Annotated in this window: 15 protein-coding genes; 3 read left to right on the top strand and 12 right to left on the bottom strand. The window is 70.3% G+C overall.

Features of this window, described 5'->3' with window-relative positions:
- Positions 1–46 precede the first annotated feature (46 nt).
- The 8 genes from AC27L4_RS03030 to AC27L4_RS02995 all read right to left on the bottom strand — a co-directional run bounded on the left by AC27L4_RS03030 (position 47) and on the right by AC27L4_RS02995 (position 7320).
- The gene (locus tag AC27L4_RS03030; protein ID WP_487140471.1) at positions 47–937 is read right to left on the bottom strand and encodes a carbohydrate ABC transporter permease; all 891 of its coding nucleotides are present in this window, start codon (positions 935–937) and stop codon (positions 47–49) included.
- On the bottom strand, positions 934–2019 hold the full coding sequence (locus AC27L4_RS03025) for an ABC transporter ATP-binding protein (protein ID WP_487140470.1): 1086 nt from the start codon (positions 2017–2019) through the stop codon (positions 934–936). The genes AC27L4_RS03030 and AC27L4_RS03025 overlap by 4 nt, the downstream gene beginning before the upstream one ends.
- Positions 2020–2022: 3 nt before the next feature.
- On the bottom strand, positions 2023–2949 hold the full coding sequence (locus AC27L4_RS03020) for an ROK family protein (RefSeq protein WP_487140469.1): 927 nt from the start codon (positions 2947–2949) through the stop codon (positions 2023–2025).
- Positions 2949–3749 carry a 6-phosphogluconolactonase gene (locus AC27L4_RS03015; RefSeq protein WP_487140468.1) on the bottom strand — a complete coding sequence of 267 codons (801 nt, stop codon included), beginning with the start codon at positions 3747–3749 and terminating at the stop codon, positions 2949–2951. The genes AC27L4_RS03020 and AC27L4_RS03015 overlap by 1 nt, the downstream gene beginning before the upstream one ends.
- A complete protein-coding gene (locus AC27L4_RS03010) occupies positions 3746–4621 on the bottom strand; it encodes a sugar phosphate isomerase/epimerase family protein (RefSeq protein WP_487140467.1) in 876 nt (291 codons plus the stop codon). Before AC27L4_RS03010 ends, AC27L4_RS03015 begins: the two co-directional genes overlap by 4 nt.
- A 38-nt stretch (positions 4622–4659) precedes the next feature.
- Positions 4660–5952, bottom strand: coding sequence for an ABC transporter substrate-binding protein (locus tag AC27L4_RS03005; protein ID WP_487140466.1), 1293 nt, complete (start codon positions 5950–5952; stop codon positions 4660–4662).
- A gap of 154 nt (positions 5953–6106) precedes the next feature.
- Entirely contained in the window at positions 6107–6433 is a 327-nt protein-coding gene (locus AC27L4_RS03000; protein WP_487140465.1) for a cupin domain-containing protein, read from the bottom strand.
- Between the two features lie 5 nt (positions 6434–6438).
- Complete coding sequence (locus AC27L4_RS02995; protein ID WP_487140464.1) at positions 6439–7320, bottom strand: LysR substrate-binding domain-containing protein; 882 nt, start codon at positions 7318–7320, stop codon at positions 6439–6441.
- Positions 7321–7549: 229 nt separating this feature from the next.
- Between AC27L4_RS02995 and AC27L4_RS02990 the strand changes: the two genes are divergently transcribed.
- Positions 7550–7903 carry a DUF1127 domain-containing protein gene (locus AC27L4_RS02990; RefSeq protein ID WP_487140463.1) on the top strand — a complete coding sequence of 118 codons (354 nt, stop codon included), beginning with the start codon at positions 7550–7552 and terminating at the stop codon, positions 7901–7903.
- A 166-nt stretch (positions 7904–8069) separates the two neighbouring features.
- Here AC27L4_RS02990 and AC27L4_RS02985 read toward each other — a convergent pair whose 3' ends face one another.
- The 3 genes from AC27L4_RS02985 to AC27L4_RS02975 all read right to left on the bottom strand — a co-directional run bounded on the left by AC27L4_RS02985 (position 8070) and on the right by AC27L4_RS02975 (position 12183).
- A complete protein-coding gene (locus tag AC27L4_RS02985; RefSeq protein WP_487140462.1) occupies positions 8070–8816 on the bottom strand; it encodes a DUF937 domain-containing protein in 747 nt (248 codons plus the stop codon).
- Between the two features lie 160 nt (positions 8817–8976).
- Positions 8977–10338 carry an MATE family efflux transporter gene (locus AC27L4_RS02980; protein WP_487140461.1) on the bottom strand — a complete coding sequence of 454 codons (1362 nt, stop codon included), beginning with the start codon at positions 10336–10338 and terminating at the stop codon, positions 8977–8979.
- The gene (locus tag AC27L4_RS02975) at positions 10339–12183 is read right to left on the bottom strand and encodes a monovalent cation:proton antiporter-2 (CPA2) family protein (RefSeq protein ID WP_487140460.1); all 1845 of its coding nucleotides are present in this window, start codon (positions 12181–12183) and stop codon (positions 10339–10341) included.
- Between the two features lie 158 nt (positions 12184–12341).
- On the opposite strand from AC27L4_RS02975, the gene AC27L4_RS02970 reads away from it, so the two are divergent.
- Positions 12342–13988, top strand: a complete 1647-nt coding sequence (locus AC27L4_RS02970) for an acyl-CoA dehydrogenase family protein (protein ID WP_487140459.1) — start codon at positions 12342–12344, stop codon at positions 13986–13988.
- A gap of 413 nt (positions 13989–14401) precedes the next feature.
- Positions 14402–14674 (top strand): hypothetical protein, encoded by a 273-nt coding sequence (locus AC27L4_RS02965; protein ID WP_487140458.1) that lies wholly within the window; start codon positions 14402–14404, stop codon positions 14672–14674.
- Positions 14675–14804: 130 nt separating this feature from the next.
- On the opposite strand, the gene AC27L4_RS02960 is transcribed toward AC27L4_RS02965, so the two are convergent.
- Positions 14805–15266 (bottom strand): invasion associated locus B family protein, encoded by a 462-nt coding sequence (locus AC27L4_RS02960; protein ID WP_487140957.1) that lies wholly within the window; start codon positions 15264–15266, stop codon positions 14805–14807.
- Positions 15267–15372: the final 106 nt, after the last annotated feature.

The following is a 15372-nucleotide window of genomic DNA, read 5'->3' as shown; positions in this document are numbered from 1 at the left end:
CGAACGGCGACGGCGGACGGGTCTCGGCGCGGCATGGCTCATCGCTTCACCTCGTGGTGGCCCGGTCCAGCCGCACCGCGCCGATGATCAGGATCGCGACAAGGCCGATGACGAAGAAGACGAAGGTGGACGCGGCCGAGCCGGCTCCCAGCGCCTGGAAGGAGATCAGCTGGTTGCGCGCATAGATCGACACCGTCATCGTCCGCTCGCCATTGCCGGCAAGGACGTAACTGAGGTCGAACATGCGCATGGCGTCGAGGGCCCGGAACAGCACGGCGACGCCGATCGCCGGCCGCAGCATCGGCAGCGTCAGCGACCAGAAGCGCTTCCACCAGGGCACGCCGTCGACATAGGCCGCCTCCATCATCTCCGAGGGGATGGTCTGCAGGCCGGCCAGGATCAGCAGCACCATGAACGGGGTGGTGATCCAGACGTCGACGAAGATGATGACGCCCATCGCCAGCGACGGATCGGCGGTCCAGGCCAGGCCCTTGTCGAGGAGGCCGACGCCGACCAGCAGCTTGTTGATGACGCCGAACTGGTCATGCAGCATCCATTCCCAGATCTTGGCCGAGACCACGACCGGAATCGACCAGGGGATCAGGATCGCAGCCCGCAGCACGCCGCGCCCCGGCAAAGCCTCGTTGAGCAGCAGCGCGACGCCGAGGCCGAGCACCGTCTCGACCGCCACCGACACCACGGTGAAGACGAGGGTGTTGCCGACCGCCCGCCACCATTGCCGGTCCCCGGCAATGGCGACGAAGTTCTCCAGGCCGACGAAGCCGTAGAGCGTCGGATCGTCGAGCTGGGCGTCGGTGACGGAGAAGAACAGCGTGCGCGCCAGCGGCCAAAGCGCGACCAGGACGAGCGCGGCGAGCGCCGGCGCCAGGAAGAGCCAGGCGGCCCGCCTCTCGCGCACGGCGAGCCGCCTCTTCACGGGCGTGCCTCCCGCTCGATCCGGCGCCCGGCCCGATCGAACAGGAAGAGGGCGTCCGGCCGCCAGGCGAGGCCCACCCGGCCGGCGCGCTCCAGGCGCGGCTGCGCCCCTGCCAGACGCGCCGTCCAGACGATGTCCTCGGCAATCCGGACATGGGCGAGACATTCGTGCCCGAGATCCTCGATGCGCGTCACCTCGCCGGTCATCAGCCCCGGCTCGCCGGCATCGGCGATCGCCAGCGCCTCGGGCCGGATGCCGATCGAGGCCGGCGCGGCCGCCGCGGCACCGACGGTCACGTCGAGCGAGGCGGGACCGGTCAGGCGCCAGCCCGGAGCGGCCGCCGCGGCGGCGACCGGGGCGAAGTTCATCCGCGGCGAGCCGATGAAGCCGGCGACGAACCGGTTGACCGGCTTCAGGTACAGGTCCTTCGGCGAGCCGACCTGCTCGATGCGGCCCTCGTTCAGCACCACGATCCGGTCGGCCAGGGTCATGGCCTCGACCTGGTCGTGGGTGACGTAGATCATCGTGGTCCCGAGCTCGTCATGCAGCCGGGCGATCTCGACCCGCATCTCGGCGCGCAGGTCGGTGTCGAGGTTGGAAAGCGGCTCGTCGAACAGGAACACGTCGGGCTGGCGCACCAGCGCCCGGCCGATGGCGACGCGCTGGCGCTGGCCGCCGGAGAGCTCGCGCGGCTTGCGCTCGAGCAGGTGGCCGATCCTGAGCATGGCGGCGACGCGCTCGACCTTCTCGCGGATCGCCGCCCGGCCCAGGCCCGCCGTCTCCAGCGCGAAGCCGATGTTGCGCGCCACGTTCATGTGCGGATAGAGCGCGTAGGACTGGAACACGATGGCGATGCCGCGCTCGGAGGCCGGCACCTCCGTCATCTCCTCGCCGCCGATGCGGATCTCGCCGGAAGTCACCGGCACCAGGCCGGCGACGAGGCGCAGCAGCGTGGACTTGCCGCAGCCGGACGGGCCGACGAAGACCACGAACTCGCCGTCGGCGATGGCGAGGTCGACGTCGCGGATCACGCCGACATGGCCGAAACTCTTGCACACGGCTGTCAGGCTGACCGAGGCCATGTCTCACTCCGTCCCGTGATGCCCGGCGCGATCGCCGATGTCCGACCGCCCGGCATGCAGCGCCGCCGCGCCGACCACGCCGGCGGCCGTGCCGAGCGCGCTCGCCAGCAGCGGCAGGCCGCGGCAGCTCTCGGCCCAGATGAAGGGCGGCGTCGCGGCGCGCAGGCCCTCGAAGAAGCCGGCCGCGGTTCCCAGGCCGCCGCCGACGACGATGCCGTGCGGGTCGAGCATATTGACCATCTGGCCGACATAGCTGGCCAGGGCGGTCGTCGCCTGGTCGAGCAGCAGCGCTCCTTCGGCGCCGGCCCTGCCCTCGACGATGTCGCGGGCGCTAGCGGTGCGGCCGGTGCGCGCGGCGTAGGTGCGCGACAGGCCGAGGCCGGAGGCGAACTCCTCCAGGGTGAAGTCCGTCCGGCCGCCCGGCGTCACCGCCACGAGGTCCATGGAGGCGAAATGGATGGCAAAGCCGTTGGCGCCGCGATGGATGCGGCCGTCTGCGCACAGGGCATAGCTGAGGCCGCTGCCGACCGAGACGAACACGAAGCTCGGCAGGTCGCGGCCATGGCCGAAGCGCTGCTCGGCCAGCGCCGCGAGCCGCACGTCGCTGTCGACCGCCACGGCCCCGAAATCCGCCAGCTCGCGTCGCGGATCGTGCCCGCTCCAGTCGGCCAGCCAGGTGCTGGCGATCGAGCCGTCGAGCCGCACCAGTTCGGGCAGGCCGAGGCCGAGGCCCTCCGGCTCCAGCCCCTCGCCGCGCCCGCGCTCGCGCACGGTCGCCGCCGCCCGGCGGATGGCCTCGATGATGGCCGGCGCTCCGGTCCCGCGCGGCGTCGGCAGGTCGCAGCGATGCAGGATGCCGCCGCCGGCAAGCTCGACCAGCGCCGCCGCGATCTTGGTGCCGCCGACATCGACGCCGAGCGCGGTCCGCATCAGCGCGGCCCGCCGCCGGCCGCGGCGCGGTCGGCCAGGATTTCGGGGTTGCGGCAGAGATTCACCACGCTCGCCGGCCATTGCGGGTCATAGCCCCGCGCCGCGGTGATGCGCTGGAAGGCGAGCCGCTTGCCCTCGCCCCAGACCAGCAGCACCGCAGCCTTCGACTGCGCCGCGATGGTGCCGACGCCGACGGTGACGCCGAAGCCCGGCACCTCGTCCAGCCCGGCGAAGTCGGGAAAGGTCTTCAGGTTGTCGCGCCGGGTCTCCTCGGCGAGAGGCACGATGCGCGAACGGGTCCCGGCTTCGGTCCCCGCAGGGTTGAAGGCGACATGGCCGTCGCTGGCGCCCGAGGCCAGGATGAACACGTCGATACCGCCCGCCGCCTCGATACGGCCGTCATAGGCGCCGGGATCGGCCGGATCGGGAAACCAGAGCTGCGCGGCCGGGATGCGCCAGGCCTGCGGCAGCCCGGCATTGAGGACGGCGAGGATCTCCTCGCGTCCGAACCGCCGGCAGCTGAAATGCGCGTCGGCGTCGACATGATCGAGCCAGCCGCCGCGGTGGACGAGATAGTCGTCCATCATGACGATGACGACGTGGCTGATATCCTGCGGCGTCGCCGCCAGCGCCGCGGCCATGGCCTGGTACACCGGGCGGGGGGTGCGCCCGCCCGGACAGCCCAGCAAATAGCGCCGCCCCTCGGTCCGCGCCGCCGCGATGCCGGCGAGCAGGCGCCGGGCCAGGGCCGCGCCGAGCGCCTCGGGGTCATCGAAGACACGGACGGGAGCGGTGGTCATGCGAGGGCCTCCGGGCCGGCGAGAAGGGTTTCCAGGAACAGGCGGTTGCGCCGCGCCAGCGCCTCCGGCGCCTCGGCCGCCGGGTCGGCGCTCGGATCCTGCTCGACGACGCAGGGGCCGTCATAGCCGCGCCCGCGCATCAGCCGCACCACGGCGGCAATGTCGACCGCGCCGTCCGGCAGCGGCGCCATCACCCCGGCCGCAAAGGATTCGTTCGGCCCGAGCTCCCCGGCGAGGACGCGGGCCCGGACGGCAGGGTCGACATTCTTCAGGTGGATGTAGCCGACCCGGTCCCAGACCTTGCCGAGATAGGCGAGCACGTCCTGGTCCCAGAAGGCGTGATGCCCGGTGTCGAAGCACAGCTTCACCTGGGTCTCCGACAGGAGGCGGTCGATCTGCGCCTCCCGCTCGACGCATGTGCCGACATGGGGATGGACGGTCAGCGCCACGCCGTACCGGTCGCGCAGATGCGCGTCGGCACGACGGACATGCTCGATCATGGTGCGCCAGCCGCCGGCATCGACGACGCCGGGCGCAGCGGCCGGGTACCATTCGCTCTCGTCCATCAGCGCCAGGTGCGGCGCGCCGAGGCCGGCGAGGATCGGCCCGAGCGCATCGAGCGCCTGCTGCAGCACCGGCCAGGATCCGGGCTCGGCCAGCACGTGCACATGGGCTGCGCCGGCCAGGACGAGGCCGCGGCGGGCGAGCGCGTCCTCCAGGGCGGCGACGTCGGTCGGCAGGAAGCCGAGCGGCCCGAGCTCGGTCGCGCGGTAGCCGGCCCGCGCGACCGCGTCGAGATAGGCCTCCCCCGAGAGCGCGTTGCCGGTGGGGTAAAACACGCCCCAGGAACAGGGCGCATTGCCGATGAGCATGGTCTTTCCTTGCGATGCGGGCACGGGGCGGGCCCCGGTCACCACTTGCCGCTGGCCTTGATCCGGGCGAGATCCCCGGAGAGGGCCTTCAGCGCCGGCTCCGCCTGCTCGTCGCCGTTGAGCACCCCATGCACCGCCTTAAAGAAGGCCTGCGACACCCGGTTGTAGCTCGAGCCGGTGATCGCCGACGGGCGCACGGTGCTGTCGGCGAAGGCGGTTTCCGCATCCGTGAGGAACGGCAGTGCCTTCAGCACGTCGGCGTCGGTGTAGAGAGCCGGGATCGTCGGATTGTAGGCCCCGGCAATGGCGCGGCGCTTCTGCTCCTGCGCACCCGCGAGGTAGCGCAGCAGGCTGACCGCCGCCTCCTTGCTCTGGGTGTATTTGGAGATGCCGAGATGGGCAGTGCCCATGCAGCCGCTCGACTTCTCGCCGGGTGCGCCGACCGGCAGGGCCATGACGCCGACCTTGCCGACCAGCGGCGCCCCGTCCGCCTGCGACGTGCCCCAGACATAGGCCCAGTTGCGCAGGAACACGGCGTTGCCGGTTTCGAAGACGCTGCGCGACCCTTCCTCGTCATAGCTGAGCACGCCCGGCGGGCTGATCGCGCCGACCCAGTCACGGGCCTGGGCGAGCGCGGCCGCAGCCTTGGGATTGTCGACGGTGACGGCGCCCTTGTCGTCGATGATCGAGCCGCCGCCATGGGAGGCGACCCATTCGATCGCATCGCAGGTCAGGCCCTCATAGGCCTTCCCCTGCCAGACGAAGCCCCACATGTCCTTGTTGCCGGCAGCACGCTCGCCGTCCTGGACCGCCTTGGCGGTCTCGGTCATCTCCGCCCAGGTCCTGGGCGCCGGCTTGCCGTACTTGGCCAGCAGATCCTTGCGGTAGAACATCAGCCCGGTGTCGATGTACCAGGGCAGCCCGACCAGCCGCTCGCCGACCGTGCCGGCCGCGACCGTGGCCGGGAAATGACCGGCGATCTCCTCCTTCGGCAATTCGGCGTTGAGGTCGAGCAGATTCTTCTGCAGGAGGCCGATCCACACCACGTCGAGCAGCAGCACGTCCGCGTCCTTCGACTGGGCCGCGAGAAGCTGCTGATAGAGCGGCAGCGCCTCGTCCCAGGCGGCCGGCATCTTGTTGATCTTGACCTCGTTGCCGGACTGCTTGGCCCAGGCCTCGGCCCCCGCCTTGCACATCTCGTATTCGGAGCCGGACGAGCTGCAGAAAAGCGACACCGTGGCCGCTTCGGCCGATGCCGAGACGCCCGCCAGGAGCAGAGCTCCCAGCCCGGCCGACAGCACGGCCTTCCGGCCCTTCAGACCCTGTTTCATGCCACGTCCCCTCGGATGTCTTGTTGTCGTGCGCGGTCGGTGCCGCTACACGACGCTAAATCCAGTTACTGGATTTATCAAGAGAGCCGACGACGACGTCCCCGGCGCCGGGGATCGGGCCGGCTCCGGAGCGGATGGGCGCTCGATCGGGGGTTCAGCCTTCGCCGCCCTTCGGCCCCCAGAACACCACCCAGGTCGTGAAATCCTCGGAGAAATCCTCGAAGCGATGCTCGACATGGGCTTCGACGAAGATGACGTCGCCCGGGCCGAAGGGCCGCCGTTCGCCGGCCTTGAAGAAGGTGCCCGTGCCGGCCACGACGAAGTAGAGCTCGTCCTGCTCATGCGGTTGCTGCGGATCGCGGCCGACCGGCTTGTAGAGTTCCACCTTCATCGAGCCGTGCGTCATGCCGACGAAGAAGCGCTTGCCGTCGAGCCCGAGATTCTCCCGGAAATGGTCGAGCGGCAGGATCCAGTCCTTCATGATCGTCACTCCGCCGCTTCCGACTGGCCGGCCAGATTGTCCAGGCTCTGGATGATCAGGTCCGCCAGGGCATCGGCCAGCGAAGTGCGCTCGCGCCAGTTGCGCATCAGGCCGATCTTGCAGGAGGGCAGCGGCGGGAAGCCGTCGGAGGGACCGAGCACGCGCATGCCCGGGCGGATGGCGCTTTCGGGGAGCACCGACACGGCCAGGCCGGCCAGCACGGCGGCGCCGACGGCGGTGGAGTTCCAGCTCGAATAGAGCACGCGATAGGCCCGGCCCATCGTCTCGAGCCGCTCGATCGCCGCCTGGCGCCAGTTGCAGTTGACGCGGCCGAGGGCGAGCGGGATCGGCGTCTCCTCGTGCACGGCGTGGCGGCTGGAGGTCACCCAGAGCAGGCGCTCGTGCCGGATGAACTCGGCCGGCCCCTTGTGTTCGACATGGGTGATGATGGCCAGGTCGAGGTCCGAGGCCAGGATGCGGTCGACCAGCATCGGCGTCGGCTCGCAGACAATGGTCACCTCGACCCGGGGATTGGACTGGGAGAAGCGCGCCATGATCTCCGGCAGATAGCGGTCGGCATAGTCGTCCGGCACGCCGAGGCGGACGCGGCCGGTGAGTTCGGTCTCGGAGAAGGCGTTCACCGCATCCATGTTGAGCTTGACGATGCGCCGGGCGTAGTCGAGCAGCCGCTCGCCGTCCTCGGTCAGCTTGGAGGCGCGGCCATCACGCTCGAAGATGGCCTTGCCGATGCGCTCCTCCAGCCGCTTCATCTGCATGGAGACGGCCGACTGGGTCTTGTAGACCGCCTCCGCCGCCTTGGTGAAGCTGCCGGTCTCGGCGATGGCGATGAAGGTGCGCAGCTGATCGATGTCGAGAAGCACGGCCATATGGAGCTCCCTTCGTGGCGTCCCGCCGTGCCGCCCGCCGGCTCCGCCCGGCCCGAAACCCGGCGAACCTCAAGCTCCGGCACCGATAAGCGACGCTGATGCTCAACATTAGAAACATTCGTTTGATTGATCAATACCCGTCTGCGATGCTCCGATCGTTCAGAAAAGGTGATGAGTTGCCTTGAGCGATCAACCCTAGCCGGCGCATCCCGGCCCAATGGAGAGTGTCATGTCCGCGATCACGTCCTCGTCCCGTTCCTCATCCGGCGTCGCCGCCGCGGTGTCGGCGATGGCGCGCGGCGTGACCCGCACGCTTCTCCAGGTCGTCACGGCCGTCAGGAACCGCCGCCAGGTCGCAAGCCTGCTCGAGGCCGATCCGGCGATGCTGCGCGACCTCGGGCTGACCCCGATGGACGTCCAGGGCGCGCTGGCCGAGCCGCTCTGGCGCGATCCTTCGGCTCGGCTGCTGATCTGGTCGGTCGAGCGCCGCGCTGCGGCGCGTGCGGCCGCCCGCGACAACCTTTACGGCCTGGTCGCCGAGTCCGGCCGCCCCTGCGCTCGCTCCACCGAGCGATGCCTGTGATTTGACCGTTCGCGGGATGCCTCCTCCCGGCATCCCGCCTTTCCTTCCGACGCTCCCCTGCGACGGAAACCCGGGGGTCTCTCTGGCCCCGCAAACTTCAGGCCCGCTTCGATCGAAGCGGGCTTTTTTCGTGATGGAGCCCGATCCGACCGGCCGGCGCCGGCTCTCAGCCCGTCTTCTTGCCGAGGAAGGCGCTGAAGATCGACTCCAGCGAATCCAGATGCGCCTGCTGGATCTGCCGGCCGGAGTCGAGCATCTGGCCGAAAATATCGGCGCCGGGAGGCGCATCGGCGGCGGGCGTCGCCTGCGGCTGCTGCGGAGACGGCGCAGGCTGGGCCTGCTGCACGCCCTGCTGCAGCAGCGAGCCGAGGATGGCGCCGAGCAGCCCCCCGCCGTTCGGATTGGGCTGGACCTGCGGCGTCGGCGCCGGCGCGGCCTGGCCGCCGCCGAACATGCCGCCCATCATCTGGCTGAAGATGTCCTGCAGGCCGGGCTGCGCCGATGCGGTCTTCTGCAGGCCGCCCATCAGCATCGCGGCGATCACCGGCATCATCGCCTTGAGCACCGCCGGACCGACGCCGCTGAGCGCCGCCGCCTGGTCCGCCACCGCCCGGCTCATATCCTTGGAGCCGAACAGATTGCCGAGGATCTCGTTGCCCTGGTTCATGGCCGGCGCGCCGAAGGCGGCCATGGGGTTGGCGAAAGCGTCGAGATTGGCGCCCCCCATCATGCTGAACAGGTTCGGCGCCGTGGCCGGATCGCCCACCTGGCGCTTCAGGCCCATGGAGAAGGCGGGCAGCAGCGCTTCCACCGCGGCCTGCGTCTGCTGCTGGGACAGGTTGAACTGCCGGGCGAGGTTCTCCATCGCCTGGCCGCCCTGGGCGTTCTGCATGATGTCGAACAGATTGGTCATAGCGCCCTCCCGCGCATCATCGTCCTAAGCAGGCTCTCTCGAACCTGCTTACACTTATAAGTGCGAGCAGCATTGATTTTGCATTGAAAATACAAAATCAATCGTGGCGAGAGCCGCGAGAAGCTGCTTCGGCACAGGCTATGCCGGAAGAAGCGTCGCCTCAATCGGGAACTGCGAGCCGGCCGACCGCGCCATAGGCCGCCCAGGCTCCGGCGACGCCGAACAGGACCGCACCGATCCCCTGCCCCGCCAGCGCCCCCTCCGCCCCGTACCAGGCGGCGCCGACCATGGCGAACGGGACGGTGCCGAGCGTGGCCTTGCCCCAGTTGAAAGCCGTCGCCAAGAGCGGGAAGCCGAGATTGTTGAACGCGGCATTGGCCACGAACAGGAGGCCGTGGAAGATCCAGGAGCCGGCCACCACCAGGCAGAAAAACTCGACCAGGGCCGCCGCAGCCGGATCGGTGATGCCGAACATGGCCACCACGCCGTGGCGAGCCAGAGCGAGCAGAGCCCAGACAGCGACGACGTAGACGGCGACGAGCAGGAAGGAATCGCCCAGCGCGCGGCGCACCCGGTCGAGGCGCCAGGCTCCGAGATTCTGGCCGAGGATCGGACCGACCGCCCCCGACAGGGCGAAGACGGCTCCGAAGCACACCGGCACCAGCCGGCCCATCACCGCATTGGCGGCGATGGCGGCATCGCCGAACGGCGAGAGCACGGCCGTCATGTAGCCGGCCGCAACCGGCGTGGCGAGATTGGCCAGGACGGATGGCCCGGCAATGCGGGCGATCGGCAGCGCGTCGGCCAGGGCGGCGGCGAGCGAAGGCCGCGCCACCAGGGCATGCCGGCGCACCGCTCCCCAATAGCCGACCGCTGCGACGACGAGGCGCGAGACGGCCAGCACGACCGCCGCCCCGGGCACGCCCCAGCCGAGCAGCAGGATCACCGGCGGGTCGAGCACTGCAGCGACGAACGCGCCGGACAGCGTGACATACATGGCGCGCCGGGCATCGCCGACCGCCCGCAGCACGCCGGAGTAGGCCATCCCGAGCCCCATCACCGGCATGGTCGGCGTGGCGATCAGCAGGTAGACCGTGGCGACATCGAGCGTGCGCCCCGATGCGCCGAGCGCTGCCAGCATCGGCCGGATCAACGGCATCGTCACCGCCGTCACCACCAGGGCGACGGCGAACATCCAGACGATGGTGGAGGCGGCCATGCGCCGGGCCTGCAGCCGGTCGCCCGCGCCCAGGGCGCGCGAGCACAGCGCGCCGGTGGCGATCATCAGGCCGATGCAGATCGAGGTGTTGACGAACAGGATGGTCGAGGCATAGCCGATGGCCGCCGTCAGCGCGGTGTCGCCGAGCCAGGCGATGTAGAACAGGCTCAGCAGGTCGACGGCGAAGACGGCGATCAGGCCGACGGACGCCGCCGCCGTCATCGTGACGACGTGGCGCATGGTCGAGCCCTCGACGAACTTGCCGCGCCCGCCGTCCCGCGCCGAGTGCAATCTCTCCTGCACCTAGCCCGTCTCTTCCTCTTCGCGGGCCGCCTCGACGGCGCGGATGGCGTCGGCGTTGAGGGTGACGCCGATCTGGCCCGGCCCCTCCAGCGGCTCGGGCCGCACCACCCGGCGGGAATTGACCAGATCCATGCCGGCATAGATGCCGCCCTGCATCTGGGCGGCGAGGCGCGCGGCATCGCGCTCGCGGACGTCGGCGATCACCTCCTCGGCCTCGTCGTCCGGGACATCGATAGCCTGCAGCAGCTGCCGCCCGAAGGCCATGGCGCTCTCGTAGGTCTCGCGCATGAAGTAGTCGACGCCGGCCTCGAGCAGCGCCAGCGCGTGCTGGCGGTCGAAGGCACGGGCATAGACCTGCGCCAGCGGGAATTCCGCCTTGGCCAATTCGACGATGCGCACCGCCGCGGCACGGTCGTCGACCATGACGCAGATGACGCGGGCCTCGCCGGCGCCGGCGGCGCGCAGCACGTCGAGCCTCGTGCCATCGCCGAAATAGACCTTGCTGCCGAACCGCGCGGCCACGTCGATCATCTCCACATCGTTGTCGATGATGGTGACGTCGACGGCCTGGGCGCGCATGACCTGCGCCGCCACCTGGCCGAAGCGGCCGAAGCCGATCATCAACACCTTGCCGTGGGCATCAGAAAAATCCTCGTCCCGCGAGGGAGCGGGCGGACCGAAGCGTTTCAGCACCTGCTCCGAGACGGTCATGACCACCGGCCCGATCAGCATGGTCATCGCCGCCAGGGCCGAGAGCAGACCGGCCTGCTCGGCCCCGAGAAAGCCGGAAGCCTGGCCGAGCGGGATCAGCACGAAGGCGAACTCGCCGGCCGGCGACAGCACGATGCCCGCCCGCACCGCGTCGCGCCACGGCGACCCCGTGGCGCGGAACAGCAGGGCGACGAGCGCCGACTTGACCGGAACGATGCACACCGCCAGGGCCAGCAGCAGCGGCCAATGCGCCAGCACCAGCGTGCCGTCGATGGCCATGCCCACGCCCATGAAGAACAGGCCGAGCAGCAGGCCGCGGAACGGCTCGATATCGGCCTCCAGCTCATGGCGGAAATTGGACTCGGCCAGCAGCACGCCGGCGAGGAAGGCCCCGAGCGCCATGGACATGCCGGCGAACTGCATCAGCAGCGCCGTACCGAGCACGAGGAGCAGCGCGGCCGCCGTCATCACCTCGCGCGCGCCGGTGTTGGCGAGGATGCGGAACATCGGGTTGAGCAGGTAGCGCCCGGCCAGCACCACGACGGCGATGGCGCCGACCATGATGCCGGCATTGGCCAGGCCGGAGCCGGAGGATTCGCCATGGCCAGCGTCCATGGCGAACAGCGGCACCAGCGCCAGGATCGGCACGATCGAGATGTCCTGGAACAGCAGGACCGCGAAGCTGCGCTGGCCATAGGATGCCTGCAGCTCGCCGCGCTCGTTCAGCACCTGCAGCGCGATCGCCGTGGCCGACAGCGCCAGGGCGATGCCGGCGATCGCGGCGCCGAGCACGGACAGGCCGAACAGCACGGCGATGGCGCCCAGGCCGAGCGCGCAGAGCGCCAGCTGCAGCGCGCCGAGCCCGAAGATGTCGCGGCGCATGGCGAGCAGCCGGCTCATCTGCAGCTCCAAGCCGATCACGAACAGGAGCAGCACCACGCCGAGCTCGGCGATCTGCAGGATCGTGCCGGTGTCCGTGAACAGGCCGAAGCCCGAGGGCCCGATGGCGACGCCGGCGACGAGATAGCCCAGGATCGCCCCGAGCCCGACCCGCTTGAACACCGGCACGGCCAGCACGGCCGCGCCGAGGAACAGGAGAAGGCTCGGCAGGAAGCTGGTGCTGGCGTGATGCATGGGGATCCCGTGCGACGGAGGGCGGTTCGACACGCCGCGGACCGAATGCCGGCCGGCAGGGGTGTGTCGCGATATAATGTGCCCCGCCGTGGCGCGCCACCGCAACATCGCCGCGGCCGTGCCATACTCGATCGCGCCTCGAACCCCGCGAGCCCGCCATGACCGCTCTCGCTCCGACCGCCGCGCTTGCGACCCACGCCGTGGCGAACCAGCCGCCGCCGCTCGCCGACTACAACCTCTTCGACACGGATCCGGCGCTTGGCGAAGCCCTGCGCCGGGAAGGCGCCGGCTGGGCCGAGGGCGCGGCCCGGTCCTTCGGCGCCCTCGTCGGCGCGGCGGAGACGATCGGCCTGGGCGAAGCCGCCAACCGCTTCCCGCCGCAGTTGCGCGCCTTCGACCGCTACGGCCAGCGCATCGACGAGGTGGAGTTCCATCCCGCCTACCACGCGCTGATGGCCCTCGGCCTCGGCGCCGGCATCCACGCCCTGCCCTGGACCGCCGGCCGGCCGGGCGCACACGTCGCCCATGCCGCGCTCGAATACATGCTGACGCAGGTCGAGGCCGGCGTGTGCTGCCCCATCACCATGACCTATGCCGCGGTGCCGGCGCTGCGCCAGGCGCCGGGCCTCGCCGCGGAATACCTGCCGGCGATCCTCGCCCACGGCTATGACGGACGGCCCCTGCCGCTCGCAGCCAAGGGCTCGGCGACCATCGGCATGGCGATGACGGAAAAGCAGGGCGGCTCCGACGTGCGGGCCAACACCACCCGCGCCGTCTGGCTCGAGGGCGAGAACTATGCGCTCACGGGCCACAAATGGTTCTGCTCGGCGCCGATGTCGGACGCGTTCCTGACCCTGGCCCAGGCCGAGGGCGGCCTGACCTGCTTCCTGGTGCCGCGCTGGCGGGCCGACGGCACGCGCAACGCCATCCTGCTGCAGCGGCTGAAGGACAAGCTCGGCAACCGCTCCAACGCCTCCGCCGAGATCGAATATGGCGGCGCCACGGCCACGCGGATCGGCGAGGAGGGCCGCGGCATCGCCGCCATCATGGAAATGGTGCGCCACACCCGCCTCGACGCCGCCGTGGTCTGCGCCGGCATGATGCGCCAGGGCGCGGTACAGGCGGTGCATCACGCCGCCCATCGCCGGGCCTTCGGCCGCCTGCTGATCGACCAGCCGGCGATGCAGGCCGTGCTCGCCGACCTGGTGCTGGAGGCGGAGGCGGCGCTGGCGCTGGTGATGCGGGTCGCCCGCGCCTTCGACGGCGCGAGCGAGGAGGAGCGCGCCTTCGCCCGCATCGCCTCCGCCCTGGCCAAGTTCTGGGTGACCAAGCGCCTGCCCAACCATGCCTACGAGGCGTTGGAGTGCCTGGGCGGCAACGGCTATGTCGAGGAGGCGCCGATGGCGCGGCTCTATCGCGAGGCCCCGGTCAACGCCATCTGGGAAGGATCCGGCAACGTCAACGCCCTCGACGTGCTGCGCGCCCTCGGCCGGGAGAGAGGCGCCCTGGCTTCATGGCGGGCCGAGGCGGGCGCGGGCCGGGGCGCGCTGCCGGCCTTCGACCGCTTCCTCGACGGCCTCGAGGCCGCGCTCGCGGATCTCGCCGGCGCCGAGCCGATAGCCCGGCGCCTGGTCGAGGACATGGCGCTGGCCCTTCAGGCCTCCCTCCTGCTGCGCCATGCGCCCGGCCCGATCGCCGAGGCCTTCGTCGCCGCCCGGATCGGCGGCGGCATGCGCGGCTGCTACGGCGCCCTGCCCGCCGGGCTGGCGCTGGAAGCGATCATCGCGCGGGCGAAGGCGACATGAGCGCCGAATGCCTCGCGCCTGTCCCGCCGGCATTGTTCGACCTGACCTTGCGCCCTCGTCCTATGCCGCGAAAGCAGCCCTCCCTGCCGCCGCGTTTCAAGCACCCGTCTCCGGCCAGTTCCTCCCGCTCCACGCTTGCCGCGACTTGATATAGTTGAGAACGCTGCGGCTTCCGTCCCTTGTCAGGTTCCGAAAGTCGTGGAATGTTCCGCATCGGGATGCTGGGCTGGCGCTGCAGACTTCAGCGCATTCTCTGCCGTTCATACGCTCACGCCCGGAGAATTCCCGCAATGTCTCTCAAATCCAGCGGCCTGGCCGCGTTCCTGCTCGTCGCGGCCGCGGCCACGTCGGCCGCGGCATCCGAAAAATGCGCCGCCAGCCGCGCTCGCATTTGCGACGGATGCAGCGTCACCGTGCGGTGGCAGGTCCCCCAGTCGCTGACCGGACCGGCGGCCGCGCATTCCTTCTGCAGGAACAGATGGGCCAATCTCGGCGGACACATCCAGTTCACGGTGGTCCAGCCGCCGCGTGCCGGGATCGTCCATGTCCACGACTACGTCGTCGCCTATCGCGGCGACCGGCCCGGCCACGACCAGATGACGCTGCATGCGACCTGGTACAGCCCGTCGCACCAGACCTTTGCCGGAGACGTCACCTACGACATCACCGTCGTCCCCCGTTCGTGACGGCTCGGAGGCGCCGTGCCGCCGGGGACATGCAACGTCCTCTCCTGACCGCAAGGCCGGACACGCAACCGCAATCGTCCGGCCGCCCGCCGCTCTCGCGTCCACCGAGACCAAGGGGAGCGGCGGGCCCTCAGGGCAGCTTGTCGAAGCCCTCGCCGAAGCCGTTCAGGGTCAGCGGGATGCCGATGCCCTCCTCCGGCGTCTGGAAGATGATGAAGGTGGCGTTCTTGCCGGTGCGCAGCTGGCCGATCAGGGTGTCGTCGAGCATGACCTCGGCGACGCAGCCATTGGGCAGGCAGCGCACGAAGCCGGCGCGGCCGACATCGGTCGCGTCGATCTTGAGGCCGAGGCCGGAGGGCAGAAGCACACCCAGCGGCGCCAGCACCCGCAGGATGCGGCTCTTCTGGTCCGCCGTCTTCAGCACCAGCACGGTGAGCGCCACGTTGGGCCGGTCCTCGGCGGTGACGCTCTGCACCAGGGCGCACTGCTCCTTCTGGGCGCCCGGCGGCGTGTCGCAGCGCACCTGCCAGTCGCCATAGGTGGCCTTCGGCGTGCTTTGCGCCAGGGCGGAGCCACCCGAGGCGGCCAGGATGAGACCGCTGAGCACGGCCAACCGGCGCACCGCTCCGGTCAACGATTTTCGAGACACGATCGACCCTCGCCGAATCGGGCGCGCGAACACCCGCGAAATGACTGAA

The sequence above is a fragment of the Labrys sp. Lb11 genome, assembly GCF_057554225.1.
Note: the sequence above shows the minus strand (reverse complement) of the source record. Positions and strands in the feature narration are given on the sequence as shown.